This is a genomic window from Rhodopirellula halodulae (genome assembly GCF_020966775.1).
In the GTDB taxonomy this organism is placed as follows: domain Bacteria; phylum Planctomycetota; class Planctomycetia; order Pirellulales; family Pirellulaceae; genus Rhodopirellula; species Rhodopirellula halodulae.
Genome location: NZ_JAJKFV010000029.1, coordinates 1,554,900 through 1,577,746, shown reverse-complemented (window position 1 = coordinate 1,577,746; position 22,847 = coordinate 1,554,900). Strand labels below are relative to the sequence as shown.

Genomic DNA, 22,847 nt, shown 5'->3' with positions numbered 1-22,847 from the left:
GATTCACCACCCTTGAGAACTCCCGTGTTTTTTCGAAACTTCACCCGCACCGCCCGACGCCAACAACTTCGCCTGGCGTTGGAATCGCTGGAAAACCGTCGTCTCCTCGCGGCAGGTCCGTACGCTCCCGCCGCCGGACAAGAAGGATCGACCGCGATTGATCGTGAATCACCGGCAATCGTGGGCTGGGCGACAGGCGTTTCGGACTACTCGCCCGGAGCCGAAGTCAGCGACACTTGGCAAGACAGCTCACAGGCTCTCGGTCCCGCGGAGGGACTTTCGGGAAGCATTGTATCGTTGGGTCGAAACGGAACGTTGACACTCACATTCGACGAGCCCATTCGAGACGGCCTGGGCTTCGACTTTGCTGTGTTTGAAAACTCCTTCTCGGATACCTTTCTTGAACTGGGCTTTGTGGAGGTTTCTTCGGACGGCACAAATTTTGTACGATTCGAAAGCGATTCGCGAACCGATGCTGCGGTCGGTGCCTTTGGCTCCTTGGACGCGACGAACCTAAACAACTTGGCGGGCAAATACCGCGGTGGTTTCGGAACTCCCTTCGACCTGGAAGAACTGCGCGGCAGTGCCGGCTTGGATGTCACCGCCATCACGCATGTTCGGTTAGTTGATATTTTTGGCGACGGCACTGTCACAGATGGGCAGGGCGATCCGATCTATGACCCGACACCGACAGTCGGCAGTGCGGGATTGGACGTTGATGGCGTCGCCGTGCTGCACGCGAAAGAGACGGGGTTGGCAACGGTTGGCTTTGAAACGATCGGCGCACAACTGTCCGGTGATTTCTCGAATCGCAACGACAACGGTTTCGCGGAAGACGAACTGTTGCTCAACAACGACTTCGATCCGCTGTATGGAAGCTGGCAGGCTTTTGCCATTTCAAAAGCAACCGATAACACCACGGCTGGTTTCATGAACCAGTACAGTGCGTTCACGGGCGAAGGACACCAAGCATCCGACACGTATGCCGTTGGGTTCTACTCAGAATATGCCGAGGCCTCGGACCGTCCCACGATCCAGCTAGATCCTTCTGTAGGATCGTCATTCGACTCGCTTTGGATCACGAACACCACGTATGCAGCATTGTCGATGCAGCAGGGAGACTCCTTTGCCAAACAGTTTGGGGGGCCGACAGGCAACGACCCTGATTTCTTCGAAGTCGACATCCACGGCTTGGATGCCAACGGCCAGAACATTGGAACCGTGACAACCGTTCTGGCCGACTATCGATTCGAAAACGCAGAGGATGACTTCATCGTTGACGAGTGGATTCAAGTCGATTTGTCTTCCTTGGTAGGGGCTCAGTCGATTCAGTTCCAAGTACGTTCATCGGACGTGGGCGACTACGGGATCAACACGCCGACGTATTTCGCGATTGATGATGTGACGATCAAGCGTCCTCAAGTTTCACTCGACCTCGCCTCCGCCGCGACTCCCGAATCGGAGGCCGTCCAAGCTCGCGTTTCGCGTCCATCGTTGGACAACACGTCGCCGTTCACGGTGTCGATTTCGAACTCCGATCCTTCATTGGTCTCCGGTCCAACCACCATCACCATTCCGGCTGGATCGGACTACACCGAATTCTCGTTCACACCAGCCGACGATGATTTGGTGGGGCCAGACACATTCGTCAACTTCACGGCAACTGCCGAACTGCAGGCGCCGCGAATTCGCACGTTGAGCGTTTTGGATGACGATGTTCTAGCATTGGCGTACACGGTCGAATCGCTGCAACAGACAGAAGGTCAGTCCGCCGCCACAGTCACACTCCGCCGTAATGCAGCCGATGTTTTAAGCGAACTTTCAGTCACTCTACAATCGAGCGAATCAACGCGTTTGGGATTCCCAACCAACGTGACCTTTGTCGCGGGACAACGCGAGACATCCTTCCAAGTCAACTTGTTTGACGATGATCGGTTTTCCTTTGATCAATCATTGCAACTGACCGCATCAGCCGACGGACATGAGAATGCGGTGCTGGACGTTGAAATCGTCGACAACGATGTTCGTGAATTGTCGGTAACCGAACCGACGAGTCCTTTGAGCGAAGGCAATCCGGGACAAACGGTTTCTGTTACCGTCGCCCGCAACGACTTCATTCTGGACTCGCCGCTGACGGTCAATCTCACGAACCCAGCGACAGGGCTCCTTGACCTTCCTAGCACTGTCACGGTTCCCGTGGGCGCCGCGTCCGCCACGTTTCAGGTGGGAGTGATTGACAACTCCTTGTTGAATAACGCCAGTGTTTTCACGGTGACCGCCTCGCACCCATCCGCCACCGATGCGGAATTCGCGGTGGAAGTCATCGACGATGAACAACCAACCTTCGCGTTGAAGCTCTTGGATGGGGACGACAACGAACTTTCGTCGGTGACCGAGGGCACCGAAGTGCGAGTTCAAATCACGCGTCAAACCAATGACGTATCGAACGAACTGGCGGTGACACTGTCTCAATCGCTTAATGACCGTGTGTCGGGGCCGACATCGATCACCATTCCTGCAAACACCGGATCAGCGGAAGTGACTTGGTTGATCCAGCACGACACGTCGTTGACGGGGGACCAAGCCTGGAGCATTCAGGCAAGTGCCCTGGGGTTTGAAACACAAACACTCCAAAGCCTCATTTTGGATCTCGAAAGCCCCAGCCTCTCGTTGACTGGCCCGGCGTCGGATTTGAGCGAAAGCAATGCCGAACTGATTGGCGATTTTGAAGTTCTCGGACGCGGCGTGCTTTCGGGCAGCTACGCGAACAACGCTGGACCGTCCGGTGCGTTCCAACAAGGCAACCTGAGCTTTGGAAACTCGTTCAGCAACGCGTTTGGTTTTGATAGTTGGTCGGGATTTGCCATCAGCCGAGCAACCGACACAACCACTCCCGGATACTTCAACCAGTACTCCGCGGTTACCGGAGACGGGGCCCGAGACTCCGGCACCTACGGCGTTGGCTTCAACGGATCCGACGCCGTCATTCGTCGCGAACAAGGTTCGCAACCGTTTGAATCCATCGCTATCACGAACACCACCTATGCTGCATTGTCGATGCTGCAAGGCGACGCTTTCGCCAAACAATTCGGCGGTGCAACGGGCGATGACCCCGACACATTTATCTTGACCATCGAAGGTAAATCCGCAACGGGCGAAAGCATCGGCACAGTGGACTTTTATCTTGCCGACTATCGTTTCGAAGACAACTCACTCGACTACGTCATCGACGAATGGACCACCGTCGACTTGACCGCCATTGGCGAGGCAACGGAACTTCATTTCCAATTGTCCTCCACGGACGTTGGCCAATACGGGATGAACACGCCGGGTTACTTTGCCATCGACGATGTCAAGCTCGCGGCTGTCGAGAACACGCTGCCGAATTTCTCGCTGCAGCGGAACACACTCGACAACTCGCAGGCACTTGAGGTCGCGTTGTCAACTGACAGCAGCGATGTCGAATTGCCGGCAATGGTGATCATCCCAGCGGGCCAAGACACGATCACGGTTCCGATTCGTGTCTTCGACAACCTGCATGTCGATGGCGATCGCCAGATCACAGTCACCGCCGCCGCAGTGGGCTTCTCCAATCAAGCGATCCAATTGACGCTGCAGGACGACGACACGTCCACTTTGACAGTGACCTACGAAGGTCAATCACCGCTTCATGAATCGACTCCCATCACCATCGATGTGGAAGATATCGGAAGCAACTTGCAGGAAGAGTCGTTTCAAAATGGCTCCGACGAGTCTGGGTTCATCAGCACCGGTCCGCTCGAATTCGCAAACTCCTACAACAGCGAGTATGGCTCATGGAGCGGTTGGTCGGCATCGAACATGACCGACGTGACGACCGAAGGTTACGGCAATCAATACTCCGCGTTCTCGAATCTAGATGCGGATGTTCCGGGAGGCGGTGATGGCTCGGATACCTATCTCGTTGGAACTGGCAGCGGATCGTCGGCTCCGACGGTATCGATGCCCGCGGAGTTGGCGAGCGGGCGTTTCGCATCGCTATCGATCACCAATACCACCTACGCCGCGTTATCGATGCAAAATGGTGATGCCTTTGCGAAGAAGTTCGGTGGTGAATCCGGTGACGACGCGGATTATTTTCTGCTGACAATTGTCGGCGTGGATTCGTCCGGGGCAGAGGTTGGCGAGATTGACTTCTATTTGGCCGACTATCGTTTCGAGAACAATTCGCTGGACTACATCGTTGATGAGTGGACGACCATCGACCTGACTTCGCTCGAAGGATCCAGCGAACTTCGCTTCGAATTTTCGTCATCGGACGTTGGGCAATACGGCATGAATACACCTGCCTACTTCGCCCTGGACAACCTGCTGATCGACCAAGTCCCGGGTGCACCTGGATCCGTCATCATCCACCACAATGACGCTGACCTCAGCCAAGCACTCCCCATCGAATTCGCAACGGACGATTCGCGGTTCGAGCACATTCCTGGACTCGAAATCCCGGCCGGCTCCGATTCAATTCGCGTTCCAATTTCGATTTTGAATGACCGCATGGTCAATTCGTCTGACTCGGCCACGTGGACCTTCCTCGCGGAAGGTTATACGAGTGGCCAAACGGTCGTTTCCATCGTGGATGACGAGGTTCCCGGCATTGAATTGGTCGCGGTCGGTGATGCTTCGTCAGTTCAGGAAGGCAGCACGGAAACTCTTTTCAGCGTTCGCTTAACCGAGCAACCGGCTGGCAACGTTGTTGTTGGAGTACAAGCCATACTGGACGGGATCGACGCGTCGGAACAAGTCGAATTGGGTATCGATCGGCTGTCTTTCACGACCGAAAACTGGGATCAGCCACAATCGATCTCGGTGTCTGGGATCAAAGATCAACAGATCGAACCAACGCAAACGGTTTCACTGAAGGCTTCGGTCCGAACAGACGAGAGTGACCCTGGATACGCAACCGCTGACGAACAATCGGCGTCGTTTGAATTGCTCGACTATCAACCGACCGAACTGCACTTGGCGATCGAAGACGACCGATTGGTAGTCAGAGACGAACTCGACCAAGCCATTTGGGCTTCGACATTGGTGAGCGAATCGCTTCACCTGACAATGACGGATCAAGCAGAAACGCTCACGGTAGATTCGCTGAACCAAACCAGCGGCTTGGTCACCATTGCAATGGCAGGTGGCGATGACCAAATCCTACTCAATACAACTTGGTTCACGTCCATCGATGGCGGAGACGGCTTTGACCGGATGATCATCCAGCCGGCTGACCATGGCGAAGGGGAAGAAACTCCCATCGACCTCGCAGCGTGGCTCCAAAATCGCGTGGTCAATATCGAAGAGCTTGTCCTTGGTGGAGCTGATCTGTCTGAACCTCTTCACTACGAACTCGACTCGGTACGCCTCAATGCACTTTTGGGTGCGAACGCCCCGACCATCACCAGCATCGGAAGCCAAAATCTGCAACTCACGGGCACCTGGCAATTGGGTGTGCCAATCGTGTCCGATGGCCTCGTCCGCCAACGTTTGGTGTCGGATCAAATCGAAGTGCAAGTGATCACCAGCACTCCTTGGCAAAATGCGATACGAAGCGAGGATGTGAACGCGAATGGTGAAGTGACGGCGTTGGATGCCCTGATGGTCATCAACCGTTTGAACGCGGACGGATCACCTGACTTGGCAACTCCGAACGACCCAAACGAGCTGATCGGCAAGTTCTACGACGTTTCCGGCGACGGGAAAGTCTCCGCGCTCGATGCGTTGAAGGTCATCAACTATTTGAACCAACACTCGAACGCAGAATCTTCCGCAGGCGAACCGTTGGGGACCAGTTCATCACTTCCGCCACAAAGCTTCTCTGATGCAGCGGGTCAAACGTTGACAGGTCGCCCGGCGTCCTTCATCGATTCGATCGACATGGATCAAAAAGTTGCGAGCGGCACAGATGACGGAGCGATCAAGGATGCCCCGAGCACACCATTCTTCGCGACGGCGGTGGATCAGGTCATGGCAGAATCGACGCGAACCGAAAAGATCGACTCCGCTTCCGACTCCGAGCTTGAATCGTCCATCCGCTTGCTCAGCGAGGCAACATGAACACGCCAACCTCACCTGATCCTCCTGCTTCACCATGCGTTGGTGTGTGCCAGGTGAATGACCGTCAAATCTGTGTCGGTTGTCACCGCTCCTTGGAAGAGATTGGCCGCTGGTCGATTGCATCTTCTGACGAAAAACGCTCCATTCTTGAGTTGGTGCAATCCAGACGTGCGAACGCAACCACCGGAATGGCCCCGACCGGCAACCAACTTAGCCCAGGCGGCAAGACTCAGTCGTCACTGAGTTCCGCCCCTGATTCATTGTCGTGACGAGCATTCTTTGCTCGCCCATCCCATTTCAACTTTAACTACTTGATTGAGTGCACTCGTGAACTTGAACCAATCCATTCAACGCTATGCCGTCGTCCTGGCAATGATCGCCATCGCAGTCGCATCCCGTCTGCTTCCTCATCCGCCGAACTTCACACCGCTCGCGGCGATGTGCTTGTTCGCTGGTGCGGTGACCGTTACCCCGCGATTGATCGCGGCCGCGGTGGTCGTCGCGATGTTGATCAGCGATGCAGTGATCGGCTTCCATGGTTTGATGCCGGCCGTTTATGCGGCACTACTGGCCAACTTCGTCATCGGACAAAAGCTGGTGGGGCAGAACGCAGGCGCGTTGCGAGTCGTTAGCGGATCGCTGCTTGGAAGTGTGAGCTTCTTTTTGGTCACCAATTTCGCGGTCTGGATCGCCGTTTACCCGAGCACCATGACTGGTTTAGCAGCTTGCTTCACCGCAGCCATCCCATTTTTCCAATACACGCTCGCCGGCGATCTGCTTTACAGCGGTCTGTTCTTCGGCGTCTTCGCCTTGGTCGCTAACCGAGAGCAATCAGCTCTTCGAACTAAGCTTGCGATGCAGCCCGCACGTATTGCCGAATAGTTTCATCCAACAAGGCGAGGCCACCGAAACGGAAGCCTCGCTTCTCGAGCTTCGCGGTCGACATCTCTCGACCGCTTTCTTTTGGTTGCCCAGTCAAGTTCGCGTTCGAGCCGGTGATTTCCATCACACGCTGAGCAACCTCGTGCTCCGAAATGAACCGGTCGCAGCAGTTGAAGGTTTCTCCCGCAACCGAATCCGACTCCGCGAGCAGATGCCGGATCGCTCGAGCAACATCCTTCACATGAACCACTTTGCCGCCTCCGTCCGCTGAGACTTCTTTCCCCGCGGCCACGTCCATCACCAATTGGAACCACTTCGAATGCTCGATGGGTTCCTCGGCGCCGTAGATTGAGACCGGTCGAACGGTGCACGCATTGATGCGTCCCGAAAGTCCGTAAGCGTGAACCATGGTTTCCATGCTCGCCTTGCAGGCACCATAAAGTGCCCCCGGACGAAGTGGATGCTGCTCGTCTAACGTCAGCCCATCGACCACATGCTGGTGAACGGCACCGGATGAGACAAAGACAAATTTCGTTGGTGTGCCAATCGCGGCTTTCTCAAGCAACGCCATCGATCCCATCAGATTTGTTTGTGCGTACTGCAATGGATCATCAGGCGTTGTCATGAAGCTTTCACCTTCACGTGCCAATGCGGTGTGGACCACCGCGTCCGCTCCATCAACGAGACGCTCCAAGGAATCCCAATCGTCTAGCTCGCCTTGAATCCAACTCACTAGATCAGACTCTGGTCCGATCTCGGGCGGATCCGGCTGGCGGGACATTGCTCGGACTTGATGCCCTTTTTCCACGAGCTGCGAGATCAATTCTCGCCCCAAAAAACCTGTGGCTCCTGTCACCGCGATGAACATAAAAACTCCTGGCGAGAAAATGCACCCAATTAAACGCACCTAGCGTGCCGGATCGGCGCACAAACCGCATTTTGACTAGTTGATTTTGGGATCGATCGTTAGAACGTGGGCTTCCGATAGAACATTTATCCATTGAAAGTTGTCCTTTGACTTCCACCGCCTCTCCCTCATCTGACGCCGGCACCGCCACCTCCAGCAATACCGCTGTGCGGGACGAGATTCGAAACGTCGTCATCATTGCCCACGTCGACCATGGCAAAACCACGCTGGTGGACTGCTTGCTGCGTCAGAGCGGTGAATTTCGCGACGCGGAGCTCAAGGGCGAACGGATCCTGGATTCCAATGACTTGGAAAAGGAACGTGGAATCACGATTCTCTCCAAAAACATTGCGGTTCACTACCGTGGGGTGAAGATCAACTTGATCGACACTCCGGGCCACGCGGACTTTGGTGGCGAAGTCGAACGAGTCGTCCGAATGGCCGACGGGGCGCTGGTGTTGGTCGACGCCGCCGAAGGCCCAATGCCGCAAACACGATTCGTATTGGAAAAGGCTCTCCAAGCGGGTGTGAAGCCGATCGTCGTTGTCAATAAAGTTGACCGTCCCGATGGTCGTCCGCCGGAGGCCCTCGACGAAGCTCTTGAGCTGCTCGCAGACTTGGGCGGAGAAGAGCAACTGGACAGTGCAGCCTACGTTTTCGCCAGTGCCAAGGAAGGTTACGCGACCGAAGATCCTGAGAAGCCAACGCAAGACATGCGTCCTCTGCTGGACTTGCTGGTCGACCATCTTCCGGGCCCAACGGTAGACACCGAGTCTGACTTTCAGATGATGGTCACCACTTTGGATTGGAGCGAATACGTTGGGCGAATCGCGGTTGGTCGAGTCAACGCGGGAACCATCCGCTCGGGCCAATCCTTGGATGTTCACACCGTTGACGCGGCCGGCAACCCGATTGTTCGAAAAGTGAAAGCTTCCGGTTTGTATGTCTTCGACAAGCTCGGTCGAGCACCTGCCGAAACCGCGGGTGCTGGCGACATCATCGCCCTGGAAGGCTTGGAAGATGTCGAAATCGGCGACACGATCACCGCATCAGATAGCGGACAAGCTCTTCCTCGATTGAAAGTCGACGAGCCCACGCTAGAAATGGTGTTCAGCGTTAATTCGTCGCCGCTCGCAGGTCGCGAAGGCAAATACGTCACGACGCGCCAAATCAAAGCTCGACTCGAAAAAGAGCTGGAACGCAACGTTGCCCTTCGGGTTTCGATGATTGAAGGAACCGAAGCCTACGCGGTGGCCGGTCGCGGCGTTTTGCACTTGGCCGTGCTGATTGAAACGATGCGACGCGAGGGTTATGAGCTGAGCGTGGGGAAACCGCGTGTTGTCTTCAAAGAAATCGACGGAAAGAAGCACGAGCCGTTCGAAACGCTGCGTGTTGAAGTCCCGACCGACGCCATGGGACCAGTCATGGAATTGGTCGGACTGCGCCGCGGCCAATTGGAAGAGATGAAACAACGTGGCGAATACAGCCTGTTGAAGTTCATCGTCCCGTCGCGGGGATTGATTGGATTGCGAACGCGGTTGCTCAATGCAACTCGAGGCACCGCGATCATTCACCACACATTCGAAAGCTACCGAATGGTCGAAGGCGAGGTTCCTCGTCGTGCCAATGGTGTTCTGATTTCAATGGTTGGTGGCAAGACGATGCCATTTGCTCTGTTCGCTTTGCAGGACCGTGCCGAGTTGCTCGTCCCGCCCGGTACCGAGGTCTACGAGGGAATGATCGTCGGCGAAAACGCTCGTGAGAACGACATGACGGTCAACCCATGCCGTGAAAAGAAGCTGACCAACATGCGAGCCAGCGGAAGCGATGAAAATGTGATCTTGAAGCCGCCACGCGACATGTCATTGGAAGCCGCATTGGAATACATCGAGGACGATGAGCTGGTCGAAGTGACCCCCGAGTCAATCCGCTTGCGAAAGATCTTGTTGAAGGAATCCGACCGCCGGCGTCAGAGCCGCAACGGTTGAGCCCGATCCGATGCAACTGCTTTTGATTCGTCACGCGGAAAGCGAAAACAATGCGAAGCCTGCCCACGCTCGGGTGTGCGACCCATCGATCACCGCTCGCGGACGAATCCAAGCTGAGCATCTTGGGAAATGGATGTCCGAATGGGAGATTGGGCATCTGATCACCAGCCCATTCCGTCGCACGCTCCAGACGACGGAATCAATCCTCAAACACCGTTCGGATTCAGCGTCCCGCTTCCCGATCGCCGTTTGGCACAACGTGTTCGAAAACGGCGGCTGTTACAACGGTCACCACGAAGGCAACTTTTCGGGTGCTCCTGGCTTTGGCCGCAACCAGATCGAATCGTTCTTTGATGCATTGAACGAAAACATCCCTGGCGAAACACTTCATCCCGTAGACATCGATCGCGAGATCGTTCCGGAAGGTTGGTGGGGACGCGACCGCGAAACCCTACCCGAAATGCAGACCAGGGCGACGGATGTTATCCATCGCTTGGAGCAGACATTCCCACCTTCTCCATTGGAGGCAGACGTGGAACGGCCAGCCAACCAAGTCGCGTTGGTGGCGCATGCGGACTTTCTGCGCGAAATGCTTTCGCAAATCTTCGTGGACCATGTGGAAACCGATGAGATCGGTCCAATCCCAAACACGTCGATCACGACCCTACAATGGTCCGCGGAAGGCTGGAAATTGACATCTCTGAACAGTGTGAAGCATCTGCCGGATCGTTTGGTCACCGGACACACTTCCGCTTTGTCGTGATTTTGAGCAGAAGAACGCAGACCCAAACGGGTTGCACGTGCGTAACCGTGTCTGCTCTCCGCCACTTGTTCGCCGATTCCGAAATGGATTCGTACTGATGCTCCAGATCGATTCGCTTACGAAACGTTTTTCGATCGAGAGCGGAACGGTCCTGGCGGTGGACGGTCTTTCCTTGAAGGTTTCGCCCGGCGAAGTATTTGGACTGCTGGGTCCCAACGGCGCTGGCAAGACGACCACGCTCCGGATGGTGCTGGGTTTGCTAGAACCGGACGAAGGATTTGCCGAGGTCGCCGGGATCCGCACTTCTTCGGATCCATTCTTAGCCAAGTCCAAACTTGGATTTGTCTCAGCGAGCGACGGCGTTTACCCATGGCTGACCGTTCGCGAGATGCTGCTTTATTTTGCCGACCTTTATGGCGTCGATCCGTCACTGGCAGCGACGCGTCTGCAGGAACTCGCAGAGGTCATGCAGATTCAACCTCTACTGGATCGACGTTCAGGCGGATTGAGCACCGGCCAACGTCAACGAGTCACACTTGTCCGCGGATTGATCCATGATCCTCCAGTCATGCTGCTGGACGAACCCACTCGTGGGCTGGACGTGGTGGGTGTGCAAACGATCTTCGAATACATCGAACATCTTCGATCCGCCGGAAAAGCGGTGGTCGTGTGCACTCACCGACTGGACGAAGCCGAACGCCTTTGCGACCAATTCGGCCTGCTTCATCAAGGTAGAATCCGCTACCGCGGTTCTCTCTCGGACCTGCGGTCACAAACAGGGCGAGAACACTTGGTGGACATGTTTGTCGACCTGATGCAACAAGAAACAACTGCTGGAACTGAGGACCTCGCGTGATTTTGACTTGGTCCCGACTGGGACGGCTGGCGTTGAAAGAGTTGCGAGAAACGCTTCGCGACCGTCGCACCATGCTAACCTTGGTAATGATGCCTTTGCTCGTGTATCCGTTATTGAGCATGGCACTCAATCGCTTTTTGCTTTCCTCGGGAATGCCGGCCGAGAAACCTTTCATGGTCGGCGTTTCTGACTTCGAAGAGCAGCAGGTCCTTCAATCACTTCTGAATGATCCGCGCAGCACGCCTCCCGATGCGATCTTAGAAGTCAACGGTGGTCGCTTGGCGAAATTTGAAGTCGTGGTTCCAGAAAACATGTCGGCGGAGGAAGCTCTATCGAACAATCTGCTCGATCTGGCGGTCATGTTTCAGCAAAGCGATGAATCCCCGTCAGCTTTGGAGATCATTTCTTACAACGGCGACCAAGCGAGCCAGAACGCTCAACGCATTTTGACCGAACGCCTCCATTGGCTGCAGCTCTCACAAGCCACCCAAATCATCCAGCGGATCGATCCGACTTTCCACTCGATTGACCTTCGTATTCGAAGCATTGGAGAAGCAAACTCAGGGTCGATTTTGGGCACCGTCATCCCATTGGTGTTGGTACTCATGACCATCACAGGGGCAGTCTATCCGGCAATCGACCTGACGGCTGGCGAGCGGGAACGTGGCACCATGGAAGCACTCATGGCTTCTCCGGTTCCCCGCTGGTGGCTCCTGCTCGCGAAGTACATCGCGGTGGTGAGCGTGGCATTCCTAACCGCCATGGCCAACCTCATCGCAATGTTTGTGACGATCAAGGTCACCGGTTTAGGAAGCATCCTGGCTGGCGAGAACGCGGGCATTGGAATCGCGCAAATTGTCCAAGTATTCGGCTTGCTGGTGTTGTTCAGCTGTTTCTTCTCAGCGTTGCTTCTTTCGCTCACCAGTTTCGCGAAGTCGTTCAAGGAGGCTCAGGCGTATCTAATCCCCGTCATGTTGCTCTCGCTGGGACCGGCGATGCTTTCCTTGATGCCGGGTATCAGTTTGGACGGTCCGCTCGCTGTCGCCCCGCTGTTGAACATTGTGCTGCTCGCGCGAGACATTTTGTCGGGCACAGCCGCTTCCACCGGCGCGTTGATCGCAATTGTGAGCACTATTCTCTACGCCGCCGCGACACTTGGGATCGCCGCAAGACTTTTTGGCAGCGACGCTGTCGAACGAACGAGCCAAAAATCGATCGGTTCAATCTTGCAGCGGCCGAGTTCCTTCACACCGCAGCCAAACATCAACGAAGCCTCGCTAACAATCGCTCTCTTGCTTCCCGCGTCATTCGTTGTTTCAAACGGGTTGATGCAGTGGCTGCGACTAGCTTCCGATCAAATTTCTGTTAGCAGCCAGCTAATCCTCAATGCAGTGAGCCTGATTTTGGTGTTCGGCCTGATACCGCTGGCAGCAACCTTCATTGGGCGGCATCGGTACAAAACGACCTATCGTTTGGCAAAATCTCCCGCCTTCGCCTACTTGGGTGCCCTTGTGCTGGCGGGCGGCGCATGGGCATTTGCTCATGAGGCGTTGGTTTTGGCAGACCAGTGGGGATTCGCCCTGCTGTCTGATGACCAAATCGAAAAAACCCGTTCCTTACTCGATAAGTGGAAAACGGTCCCACCATGGCTGCTATTGATCACGATGGCAGCAACGCCAGCGATCATCGAAGAACTGTGTTTCCGCGGCTATCTCTTTTCCGCCTTTCGGTCGAAGCTGAAGCCTTGGACGACCATCACGGTCACCGCCGTGCTTTTCGGACTCTTTCACGTCTTCGTAGGAAGCACGTTGCTGGTCGAGCGTTTTCTTCCAACCACGTTGCTAGGAGTGCTGCTGGGGTGGGTGGCATATCGGACCGGCAGCGTCTGGCCTGGGATCGTCTTGCACTTCGCTCACAACGGGATGCTTGAACTTGCCGCCCGCTATCACGAACAGTTAGCGTTTCTCGGCCTGAGCGATGCCGATGGATCCAAGCACCTCCCTCCTCAGTGGCTGGCCATTGCAGCAATTTGCGTCGCCATCGGAGTCGCGATCATTCATTGGAGCACTCGGAACCAACGGCCTCAGCCTAAAATCCCCGACTCCTCAATCAGCTAGTCGTCGCTGCTTCAACTTCGTTCGCAAGTGGTTTAGCGACAGCATCCGTCGATTGGCCAGCTTGATCAGATGTGGCTTTTCGAGATCGAAGGACATTCAGCTTGTCTACCAGATGATGAACCTGCGTCTGCAACTCCTCCACATGCTCCAAGAAGTATCCGAGATGCACCAGCGAGTCGGTCGTTGAGTTAGTGATCACCTCGACTTTCCCAATTGGCACGGCCTCATCATCGCCGGGTCGAGTTGCATACAGAGGAATACGAACAACGTTCTGGAACGCTTTCTCAGGTAGACGAACACTTTGCCAAGTTGCGTGATAACCTTCGTGCAACCAAGCCATGTTTGCGTCAATCTGCACTTTCGCAAAATCGTGAACCTTCGCAAATTCGACCAGCGGCTCCCATACGGGTTCCCAGCATCCTTCGCCTTGAAGCTTCACCGTCCGCAGCTGCTTCGATGAATCGCATTGTTGTGGTCGGACAGCAAAAGAATGTGCAAAGTGATAAACCCGGCCGAGTAGCAACCGGCATTCGGAATGACCAAAGGTTCGTGTCAGGACGAGAAACCCAAGTACACCGATGGCACCAATCGGAACCAGCCATTCCTGCTGAAACTTGACCGACAAGATTGCAATAGCAGAACTGAAGGTACACAGCCCAGCCACCACCATCAGCATTCCGTTTGGTCCAAATTTTTCGCTCAGCAAATGGTGCAAATGTCCTCGATCCGTCGCGTACATGCTGCGGCCGGTCATCCAGCGACGAACAATCGCTGCGGTTGAGTCAAACAGTGGCAAAACAAGAATTGCGACCGGAGCGGCTACCAATACGGCAGACTCCTTGAGCGAACACCACATCGCCAAGACACCGACCATCAAACCAATCATCATGCTGCCCGCGTCTCCAAGAAAGATCGAAGCGGGTGGTCGGTTAAATACGAGGAAACCGATGAGAGCACCGCACAGTGCAGTGGCTGCGATCGCGGTTGAAGGCGAATGGGCGCTCGACGCGCTCAGCAAAGCTAAACCACCGCAGACGAAAGCCCCGACGGTTGTTGCCATTCCATCGGCGCCGTCCAACAAGTTCAAAGCGTTGATTGACAGCAGCAACCAAAGAACGCTGACTGGAATCGCGAAGATTCCCAGCGGGATGTCCCAACCAAACAGTGAAACCGAATTCATCACGGTGCCGCTGCCAACGACAATCATCGAGATCACGACCTGAGCGAGCAATTTCTGACGCCCTCGCAGTGCCCACTTGTCGTCGATCAATCCCACCACCAAGATCGCCGTGGACGCCCCCAAGAGCACGTACCATCGAGACGAAATTTGGGTCAATTTCTCGAACTCTTGCCAGCCACTTTCGTAAGCGACCCCCGTAACAAAAGCGATTCCGGTCGCGATGAACACGGCCAAACCTCCTGCGAGGGCGATCGGCCTTGCGTGCAACTTGCGTTCTGCATCCGGGTTATCGACCAATCCCACACGAATTGCGCCGGCCCGTACCAAAGGGACGAGCAACAGCATGGAGGCGAATGCTGTGGTGAGCGTGATGAGGATCAGTGTTGTCATCTTGGTCGATTCAAATACAGAGAAGAGACGCGAGAGCAAATCAAAACCTGTTCAACGACAGATTGAACACTCCCGACTTTGAGTTTCACAGAACCGGGACGCCCCACATGACACGGTGCCGAAAACTCTAGCTCGCTATTCTAGTCAGCGATATCGGAACGATCTCATCTTACGCAATCAGCGCCGCAGAGCATTCCTTCGCTCATGAAAAGTTCACCGTCGACGGACGAAAAATAGATTGCCAATCGTTGCAAAACGCATTGTTCGCCGAATCGTTCAAGATTCAAGGCATCCGGAAAGGGGGAGCCTTGGCCCCAGAATCCCCGGTACATCCGCATCTGAAACGAAAACAGGAACGATACCGAGACTCGCCCCCCGGAATAGCTTCACTAACCGCTCGGACTAGCAGCACCCCCATTTCGTGCACATTTGGCTAAACCGAAACCACTGAACAGGCGATAAACAGTGCGGGGACATCGCTCGCTAGCACAATCGCTGCGATCGGTACGACCCCAATTCCGCAAGCCGTTGCAGCCAGTTTTGGGGGGCAAGATGGCGACTGGAACCGTTGCACGTACGAGTCGTGCGATCCAGAAAGATCCGCCGCTAGGGGAGCCGGCAATATGACCCAGCTTAAACGACATGACGACTCCGTCCGCCCGAAACAGTGTCGGCGTACGGCCCTTCGACGACAGGCTCAACGAGCCTTTCTTGCGAGCCTTGTGGCTGGCGTCCTGACCAGTGGACTGACTGGATGCACGATCATGGGTGGGCTGCAATCCAAGCTCACTCGCAGTGACTGCATCGACGACTTCATGGTCTCGCATCGCAACAAAGTCATGGCTACCAAAGCTTGGTTGCGTCACGCTCACTGCTACAAGAATCACCGTCACATGAAGGACCTACGCAAAGGCTTCATCGATGGCTACATCGACGTTGCCACGGGAGGTTCCGGTTGTACGCCGGCGGTCGTGTCTCCGCACTACTGGGGTTGGAAACACCAGTCTGGTGACGGCCAGAGCGCCGTCAACGCTTGGTTCGAAGGTTTCCCTCTCGGCGTGAAAGCTGCTGAAGAAGACGGCATCGCCTTCTACAACCAGATTCGCATCCAAACACCGACGCGACCGGCCCATCCGCCGATGACCGGATCGATGGCACCAACTCCTGCCGCGGCCCCAGTGGTGACAACGCCGACAGCACTTCCGCCAGGGATTCAACTTGGTGAGGGAGAAACGCTGGTACCTGGCAAAGTCACCATCGAAGACGCGATCGATCCACCGAAGCCAGCCAAAGAGACGTTTGAAAAGATCGTTCCGCCAGTCCCAGTGCAGGCTCCAGCGACCGACGATCCATTCTCGATGAAGACACTGCCACTGGACAACGACGATGCGGGTCCGAGCACTTCATTGAGCGATCTTCCGGCCGAGTTCTCCGAGACGCCTGTTGATCTCGTCCCGAAAGAGACGCAAACGCCGGTGAGCACGAATATCGCGGAACCGACCCAAGATGAAATCGACTCCGTGATTGAAGAAATCTTTGGCCGACCAGACAAATCGGCCGACGCGGAACCAGCAGTCGAAACGCCTGCGAAGAATCAATCGATGCAATTCTTGTTTGATTGATTTTCTGATCGTACCTCAACCATTGACCAGTCCGGGCGACCAAGCACCCGATTGCACATTTCGAGAGTTCAAGGATGAACACCAACCTTTTTCAAACGCGTTTGTGGAAGCACATTCGCAACTCGGTAGGCCTCGGCGTCGCCGCGTCTCTGGTCGCTTCGTTGACCGGTTGCTCAACACTGACTCAACCCATTGACGGAGTGCCTGCCCACCGTCTACCGCCAGAGTTCTTCCCGGCCCCCAAAAACAATTTGGTGCCGGTCGACATCGCGCTCCTTGCTCTTGAACCGCCACGCGAATATCAACTCGGCCCGGACGACATCTTGGGTGTCTACATCGAAGGCGTTCTGCCCTTCAACCCACCGAACACTCCACCGGAACCACCTCCGGTGAACTTCCCCGAACAAGACAGCACGTTGCCGCCTTCGATTGGCTATCCAATCGCTGTTCAGGAAGACGGCACGCTTTCACTTCCTCTGATCGCTCCATTGAAAGTCGAAGGACTGACACTGGATCAAGTCCGAGAAAAGATTCGGGAAGCCTACCTGGAAAACGACATTCTTCGCGAGGAGAAAGCTCGTCCAATCGTGACGCTCATCAAAGAACGAACCTACGATGTTATCGTGGTTCGCGAAGATGGGTTGGGCGACAACCAACGCAATTTGCAAGCTCAGTCCAGCGAATTCATCCGTGGACGTGACAATTCGGCAAGCGGTGGCTTGGTCAAGCTTCCCGCGTACAAAAACGATATTTTGCACGCCTTGGTTGAGACCGGCGGCCTACCCGGATTGAACGCGAAGAACGAAGTGCGGGTGCTGCGAGCCAGCGAAGCGGACAAGCGAAAACGAGCTCAGTTCGTTCGCGACTTCTACGCTTCCCAACGCAATGCGATGCTGGATCCGTGTGTTTGCCCGCCGGAACTTCCGGAAGACCCATCCGTCCTGCGTATTCCATTGCGTTTGCCGCCCGGAGTGATTCCAAACATCTCTCCAGAGGACGTTGAACTGCAAGACGGTGACATCGTTTACATCGAAAATCGTGAGACCGAAGTGTTCTATACCGGTGGATTGCTCCCCGGTGGTGAATTTCCACTGCCACGTGACTACGACTTGGACGTCCTCGGAGCCATGGCGATTGCCGGAGGCGGAATCGGCCAAGCCGGCGGCGGAGGTGGGATTGGAGGACTCGGCGGAGCACGCTCGGTCGGTGGCGTTCCTCCAGGGATGCTCTATGTCCTTCGCCAAACACCATGCAACGGCCAGGTTGCCATCGAGGTTGATCTTGCCCGAGCCGTCAACGATCCGCGTAGCCGACCGTTGGTGCAACCCGGCGACACACTCATCCTGCAATACAAGTGTGAAGAAGAACTGCTGAACTTTAGCCTCGGAACATTCTTCACCTACGGCATCCAGGAATTGCTTCGAAACTGATCTGGCACGTCCAGCGAAAGAAAGCAAAACATTCGAACGCCATGTCCCTTTTGGGCCGTGGCGTTTTTCGTTTTTGCTAGAAAATACTCATGGCCAAAAGCGATCCCAACACCTCGGCGGTTCCGCTTCGAAGTGCATTCGTTCTTTCAGGGTGGGGTGCACAATCGACAGTTTCCAACTGTGCAACGCGATTCCGCTGGGCCAGTTTGCATTCGCGGAATACTTGCGATCACCCAGAATTGGATGCCCCTGTTCCGACCACTGCAAACGGATTTGATGCTTGCGTCCCGTGAGAGGCTTCACTTCCAGGACGGTTGCGTTCTGCTGCGATCTGAGTTGACGGTATTCTAGCTTTGCTGTCTTGGAATCAGGCTGTGGATGCGGCGCGACTCGCATCCGGTGTGATGCCTCATCCTTGTACATCTCATCCTCTAAGATGCCTTCCTGCGATTGGACTTGGCCTTCCACAATGGCCAGGTAGGTTTTCTTTGCTCCATCCCCGGAATGGTTGGCGAACTGAGGCGTCAGCCGACTCGCGGCCTTGCTCGTTCTGGCGAAAACAATCACGCCAGACGTCATGGAATCCAACCGGCTCACAACGCCGAGGTACACGCGGTTTGGTTTGTTGTACACCCGCCGCAGGTAGTCACATGCCAGACCATGCAAGGTCGGCTGCCCCGTCGCGCCCATTGTCGCTAACTTGGTGGGTTTGTTCACCACGAGCAAATGGTTGTCTTCGTAGATGACTTTCACCCCGTCCACACCGTGTACCTCTTTAAAACAACCTCGCCGATGGGTGACTCCACACCGCTATCACGTACTGTACATCCCCTCGACGACGCACAGTCGACTTTGCAAACAGTCTTTGGCCATAATCAGTTCCGCCCGAGCCAATCCGCGGTCATCCAACATGTGCTGGGCGGAGAGCACGCCATGGTCATCATGCCAACGGGACGTGGCAAGTCCCTCTGCTTTCAGATTCCTGCCTTACTTGGCCAAGGGGCCGATCTGACAATCGTGCTCTCCCCATTGATCGCACTGATGCAAGACCAAGTCGATCAACTGCTCGAACGAGGAATCGATGCGACCTTCATCAACTCGTCACTGGACCGCGAAGAACGGCTACGGCGGCAGGACAATCTGAAAAGCAACCGCTACCGACTGCTCTATGTCACTCCTGAACGCTTCCGTAAAACCGAATTTGAGGAGGCAATTCACGGACGCAACATCCGCTTGCTCGCCGTTGATGAAGCCCATTGCGTGAGCCAATGGGGGCACGACTTCAGACCGGACTACAGTCGAGTCGCTGACATACGCGAACGACTCGGCAATCCAACCACCATCGCGCTCACGGCAACGGCCACCCCAGAATGCCGGTCGGACATCACAACGCAACTTGGGCTCCAACCAAAGCAAATCAAGCTATTTCACGAAGGCATTGACCGCCCCAACTTGCAGATCGATGTGCTACCGGTCATGGGTGAGGACGAAAAACGACAGGCAATCTTGGACGCTCTCACCTCGCCTCCTTTCTCTTCTGCAGAAGCCATTGAGGGCGGAGGTATTCTGTACTTTTCCCTCATCAAAACACTGTCACGATTCAGCGATCTTCTTCGCGAGTACGGCGTCGAACATGTCAGCTACCACGGCGACCTCTCGCGCCGTGAAAGAAAACGCATTCAAAACCAATTCATGTCAGGGCAAATCCCATTGGTGCTCGCGACGCCCGCCTTTGGCATGGGGGTCGACAAAGAAGACATCCGCTTGGTCGTACACGTCGAGACTCCGGGTTCCATTGAATCGTACTATCAAGAAATCGGTCGCGCGGGACGTGATGGACAGCCCAGCAGATGCCTTTGGCTGTACGATCAGGAGGACCTGATGACACAAATGCAGTTCATCGAGTGGGCCAACCCCGATGCGGAATTCTATGACCGCTTGATGTTTGCATTGGAAGACCACTCCGACCGCTGCATCGCTTACGGCATCGACTGGTTACGAAGGGAACTACAACGCGTGAGCCCGCATGATCACCGAGTTGACACGGCGCTGGCAATGTTGGACCGTCATGGTGTTGTTGCAGGACCACGAGAACCAGAATGTTTTCGGCTAATCGGGGAATTACCAGAACAGTTTCGAGACAATGATTGGCTGAGCGAGAAACGTCAGCGCGATCAAAAACGCCTCTACGCGATGGTTCAATTCGCAAGTATCTCCGCAAGCGAACGCCAAGCCTTCTTGAACGATTACTTTTTGAAAGGCAAGGAAGTTCTCTAGCTGTTTCGCGTCACCACGCGACGGCACGGGGTTCTAGATCGGCCCCAGACCGCCCGATGCCTCGAACAAATCCATCGCCTGAACAGTTTGTGCAACATCATGCACGCGAATGACGTGGGCTCCTGCCGCTGCGACAGCGAGTGAAACACCGAGACTTCCCGCGAGAGGATCATAGTTCGCATCGCCGTTCTCTCCCTCGTCAATGCGTCCACTTCGCTTCAGCACTTTTTTGATGAAGCCTTTCCGGGAATGACCGATCAATATCGGCACTCCGAGCGACGCGAACTGTGAAGTCGCACGCAACAGCTCCAAGTTGTGGTCGTGTGATTTACCGAACCCGATGCCCGGATCCAGACAAATTCGTTCTCGATCAATTTCGAAGTCGAGACAGCTCTGCAGGCGATCCTGGAGATATTGCCGGATGTCGGAGACCACATCTTCGTACGAAGGGTCATCTTGCATGGTCTGGGGCGTGCCCTGCATGTGCATCACACATACACCCGACTCACACTCTTTCGCGACGTAGGCCATCTCTGGATCACCCTCCAATCCAGTAACATCGTTGATGATCTCCGCGCCGGCGATCATCGCCTGCTTAGCGACACTTGCCTTGCTGGTATCAATGCTGATCGGGACATCACACTCTGACACCAATCGCTCAATCACGGGAATGACGCGAGCGGACTCGGTTTCCGCGTCAACAGGCTGACTGTAAGGCCGAGTACTTTCACCACCGATGTCGATGATGTCCGCCCCATCAGCCCGCATTTGCAAAGCGGCCTGCACTACCTTTTCAACGTGTGTCTGACTTGCCAAAGAATCCGTGGCTTGAACGAAGCGTCCGCCATCCGAAAAGCTGTCAGGGGTCACATTGAGGATGCCCATAACCAACGGACGTCGGCCAATCTGCAAGCGGCGTTTGGACGTCTGCCAAACCGATGGACCGATCATGTGTAACGAACGTTTTGATGCTCAGGTTCAAAGAACGCTGGCAGCAACGAATCCACCCGCAACAAACCTTCTCGTGTCAAACGCACTTCGTCAGAATGCAACTCGGCTAGGCCCTGCTCAACGTAGTCGCCCCAAACGGATCGCCATTCTTCCACAATGTCGATTCCGAATTTGTTTTGAAAGTAATCCAGTTCTAAATAGCCTCGTTTCAAAAGCAAAATCATCTCGCGAATCAATGCTTGCCGTTCGGTTGGCACGAAACCACGCCCCAAAGGCAAGTTGCCTTCCTCGATGGTGCTCAGATACTGCTCCATGTGCGGAAGGTTTTGATAGTGCGCCCCCGCAACGTGACCGAAACTGGCGATCCCGGTGGCGAGCAAGTCTGCACCACGCCAAAGATTGTCGCGATACGAGAAGTTCACTTTGCCAGTGTCCTTCACCAGCGTGTAGGCACTGCTGACCTTGTAGCCCGCGGATGTCATCTCATCAAACGCATAGCTCACCCAATCTCGCTTGGTCTGCCAATCTGCGACTGGGCTTTCAATCTTCTTGCCCAGGATGTCTGCGCTGTAGACCGTGTTGAACGGCAACTCCATCTGATAGATCGTCACGCTCTCCGGTGACATATCAATTGTGCGGCGAATGTTGTCACGCCAGTTCTCCCATGTCTCTCCGACCATCCCAGCAATCAGATCAATGTTGACGTTTGGAAATTGTGCCGCTTCGATCCATTCCCAAGCAGCAAAGACTTGCTTGGACAAGTGAGCTCGCCCGTTTTCTTCCAGCAACTTATCCGAGAAGTTCTCCACGCCCAAGCTGAGACGAGTCACGCCCATCGTGTCGCGAAGCGTTTTCACCTTAGTCTCGCTTAGCGTTCCTGGTTCACATTCGAAGGTGACTTCTTCCGCACCGTCCCAAGTGATGTGCTCTCGAAGGCGGTCGGCCAGTTTGGTCAGTTGCTTGGGAGAGAGAAAACTGGGGGTTCCTCCTCCGAAATAGACGAACCGGAAGGGACGGTCGCCCATCACAGGAAGCTGACTCACCATCGAAATTTCATTGCAAAGTGCATCCACATAACGCTGCACTTCCGCGGCATTCACATCCGTAAAAACTTTGAAGTAGCAAAACTTGCAACGCTTCCGACAAAAGGGAATGTGCAGGTACAGTCCCAGCGGGTTCTCGTTGCTCGGCGCTGATTGCATCCGCTGCTTCACGTCGTCGAGCGAATCTGATTTCCACTGACTGTAAGGCGGGTAGTTGCTGATGAAGTAGCTTCCGACTTCTGTTTTGCTGCCTTCAGGCTCTTTCTCGCGAGACTCACTTTGGGTCGATGCAGTCGTCATTGATTTCTCTTTGGAATGCGAAAGATTCAATTCAGGATAACGGAATCGCAGCAAACA

General features: G+C 55.1%; 15 protein-coding genes. 10 read left to right on the top strand and 5 right to left on the bottom strand.

The annotated features are described in order from the left end of the window. Positions 1 to 24: 24 nt before the first annotated feature. Genes LOC70_RS18640 through LOC70_RS18630 form a run of 3 tightly spaced genes read left to right on the top strand, consistent with a single transcriptional unit; the run spans position 25 to position 6,966 of the window. Positions 25 to 6,084 carry a DUF4465 domain-containing protein gene (locus LOC70_RS18640; protein WP_230255494.1) on the top strand — a complete coding sequence of 2,020 codons (6,060 nt, stop codon included), beginning with the start codon at positions 25 to 27 and terminating at the stop codon, positions 6,082 to 6,084. Further along, positions 6,081 to 6,353, top strand: a complete 273-nt coding sequence (locus tag LOC70_RS18635; RefSeq protein ID WP_230255493.1) for a DUF1289 domain-containing protein — start codon at positions 6,081 to 6,083, stop codon at positions 6,351 to 6,353. The genes LOC70_RS18640 and LOC70_RS18635 overlap by 4 nt, the downstream gene beginning before the upstream one ends. Positions 6,354 to 6,411: 58 nt before the next feature. Further along, complete coding sequence (locus LOC70_RS18630) at positions 6,412 to 6,966, top strand: DUF6580 family putative transport protein (RefSeq protein WP_230255492.1); 555 nt, start codon at positions 6,412 to 6,414, stop codon at positions 6,964 to 6,966. Here LOC70_RS18630 and LOC70_RS18625 read toward each other — a convergent pair. Next, entirely contained in the window at positions 6,929 to 7,834 is a 906-nt protein-coding gene (locus tag LOC70_RS18625) for an NAD-dependent epimerase/dehydratase family protein (protein WP_230255491.1), read from the bottom strand. The two genes, LOC70_RS18630 and LOC70_RS18625, sit on opposite strands and share 38 nt — an antisense overlap. A gap of 146 nt (positions 7,835 to 7,980) precedes the next feature. On the opposite strand from LOC70_RS18625, the gene typA reads away from it, so the two are divergent. The 4 genes from typA (at position 7,981) to LOC70_RS18605 (ending at position 13,597) form a co-directional block, all read left to right on the top strand. Further along, positions 7,981 to 9,861 carry a translational GTPase TypA gene (gene typA / locus LOC70_RS18620; RefSeq protein WP_230255490.1) on the top strand — a complete coding sequence of 627 codons (1,881 nt, stop codon included), beginning with the start codon at positions 7,981 to 7,983 and terminating at the stop codon, positions 9,859 to 9,861. Positions 9,862 to 9,871: 10 nt separating this feature from the next. Continuing rightward, positions 9,872 to 10,624 carry a histidine phosphatase family protein gene (locus LOC70_RS18615; RefSeq protein ID WP_230255489.1) on the top strand — a complete coding sequence of 251 codons (753 nt, stop codon included), beginning with the start codon at positions 9,872 to 9,874 and terminating at the stop codon, positions 10,622 to 10,624. Positions 10,625 to 10,721: 97 nt separating this feature from the next. Next, complete coding sequence (locus tag LOC70_RS18610; protein WP_230255488.1) at positions 10,722 to 11,480, top strand: ATP-binding cassette domain-containing protein; 759 nt, start codon at positions 10,722 to 10,724, stop codon at positions 11,478 to 11,480. Further along, positions 11,477 to 13,597, top strand: coding sequence for an ABC transporter permease subunit/CPBP intramembrane protease (locus LOC70_RS18605; protein WP_230255487.1), 2,121 nt, complete (start codon positions 11,477 to 11,479; stop codon positions 13,595 to 13,597). Before LOC70_RS18610 ends, LOC70_RS18605 begins: the two co-directional genes overlap by 4 nt. Here the strand turns inward: LOC70_RS18605 and LOC70_RS18600 are convergent. After that, a complete protein-coding gene (locus tag LOC70_RS18600; RefSeq protein WP_230255486.1) occupies positions 13,590 to 15,167 on the bottom strand; it encodes an MraY family glycosyltransferase in 1,578 nt (525 codons plus the stop codon). The genes LOC70_RS18605 and LOC70_RS18600 overlap by 8 nt on opposite strands. Before the next feature lie 623 nt (positions 15,168 to 15,790). Between LOC70_RS18600 and LOC70_RS18595 the strand changes: the two genes are divergently transcribed. Both LOC70_RS18595 and LOC70_RS18590 read left to right on the top strand, forming a co-directional pair. After that, on the top strand, positions 15,791 to 16,789 hold the full coding sequence (locus tag LOC70_RS18595; RefSeq protein WP_230255485.1) for a hypothetical protein: 999 nt from the start codon (positions 15,791 to 15,793) through the stop codon (positions 16,787 to 16,789). Positions 16,790 to 16,863: 74 nt separating this feature from the next. After that, positions 16,864 to 18,219 (top strand): polysaccharide biosynthesis/export family protein, encoded by a 1,356-nt coding sequence (locus LOC70_RS18590; RefSeq protein ID WP_230255484.1) that lies wholly within the window; start codon positions 16,864 to 16,866, stop codon positions 18,217 to 18,219. 87 nt (positions 18,220 to 18,306) lie between these two features. Here LOC70_RS18590 and LOC70_RS18585 read toward each other — a convergent pair whose 3' ends face one another. After that, positions 18,307 to 18,981, bottom strand: a complete 675-nt coding sequence (locus LOC70_RS18585; protein ID WP_315857279.1) for an RluA family pseudouridine synthase — start codon at positions 18,979 to 18,981, stop codon at positions 18,307 to 18,309. Between the two features lie 30 nt (positions 18,982 to 19,011). Here LOC70_RS18585 and LOC70_RS18580 point away from each other — a divergent pair, with 30 nt between their 5' ends. Beyond that, positions 19,012 to 20,496 (top strand): RecQ family ATP-dependent DNA helicase, encoded by a 1,485-nt coding sequence (locus LOC70_RS18580; RefSeq protein ID WP_230255482.1) that lies wholly within the window; start codon positions 19,012 to 19,014, stop codon positions 20,494 to 20,496. A gap of 33 nt (positions 20,497 to 20,529) precedes the next feature. On the opposite strand, the gene folP is transcribed toward LOC70_RS18580, so the two are convergent. Continuing rightward, positions 20,530 to 21,447, bottom strand: coding sequence for a dihydropteroate synthase (gene folP / locus LOC70_RS18575; protein ID WP_230255481.1), 918 nt, complete (start codon positions 21,445 to 21,447; stop codon positions 20,530 to 20,532). After that, on the bottom strand, positions 21,444 to 22,790 hold the full coding sequence (locus tag LOC70_RS18570; protein ID WP_230255480.1) for a coproporphyrinogen-III oxidase family protein: 1,347 nt from the start codon (positions 22,788 to 22,790) through the stop codon (positions 21,444 to 21,446). The genes folP and LOC70_RS18570 overlap by 4 nt, the downstream gene beginning before the upstream one ends. Between the last annotated feature and the right edge of the window lie 57 nt (positions 22,791 to 22,847).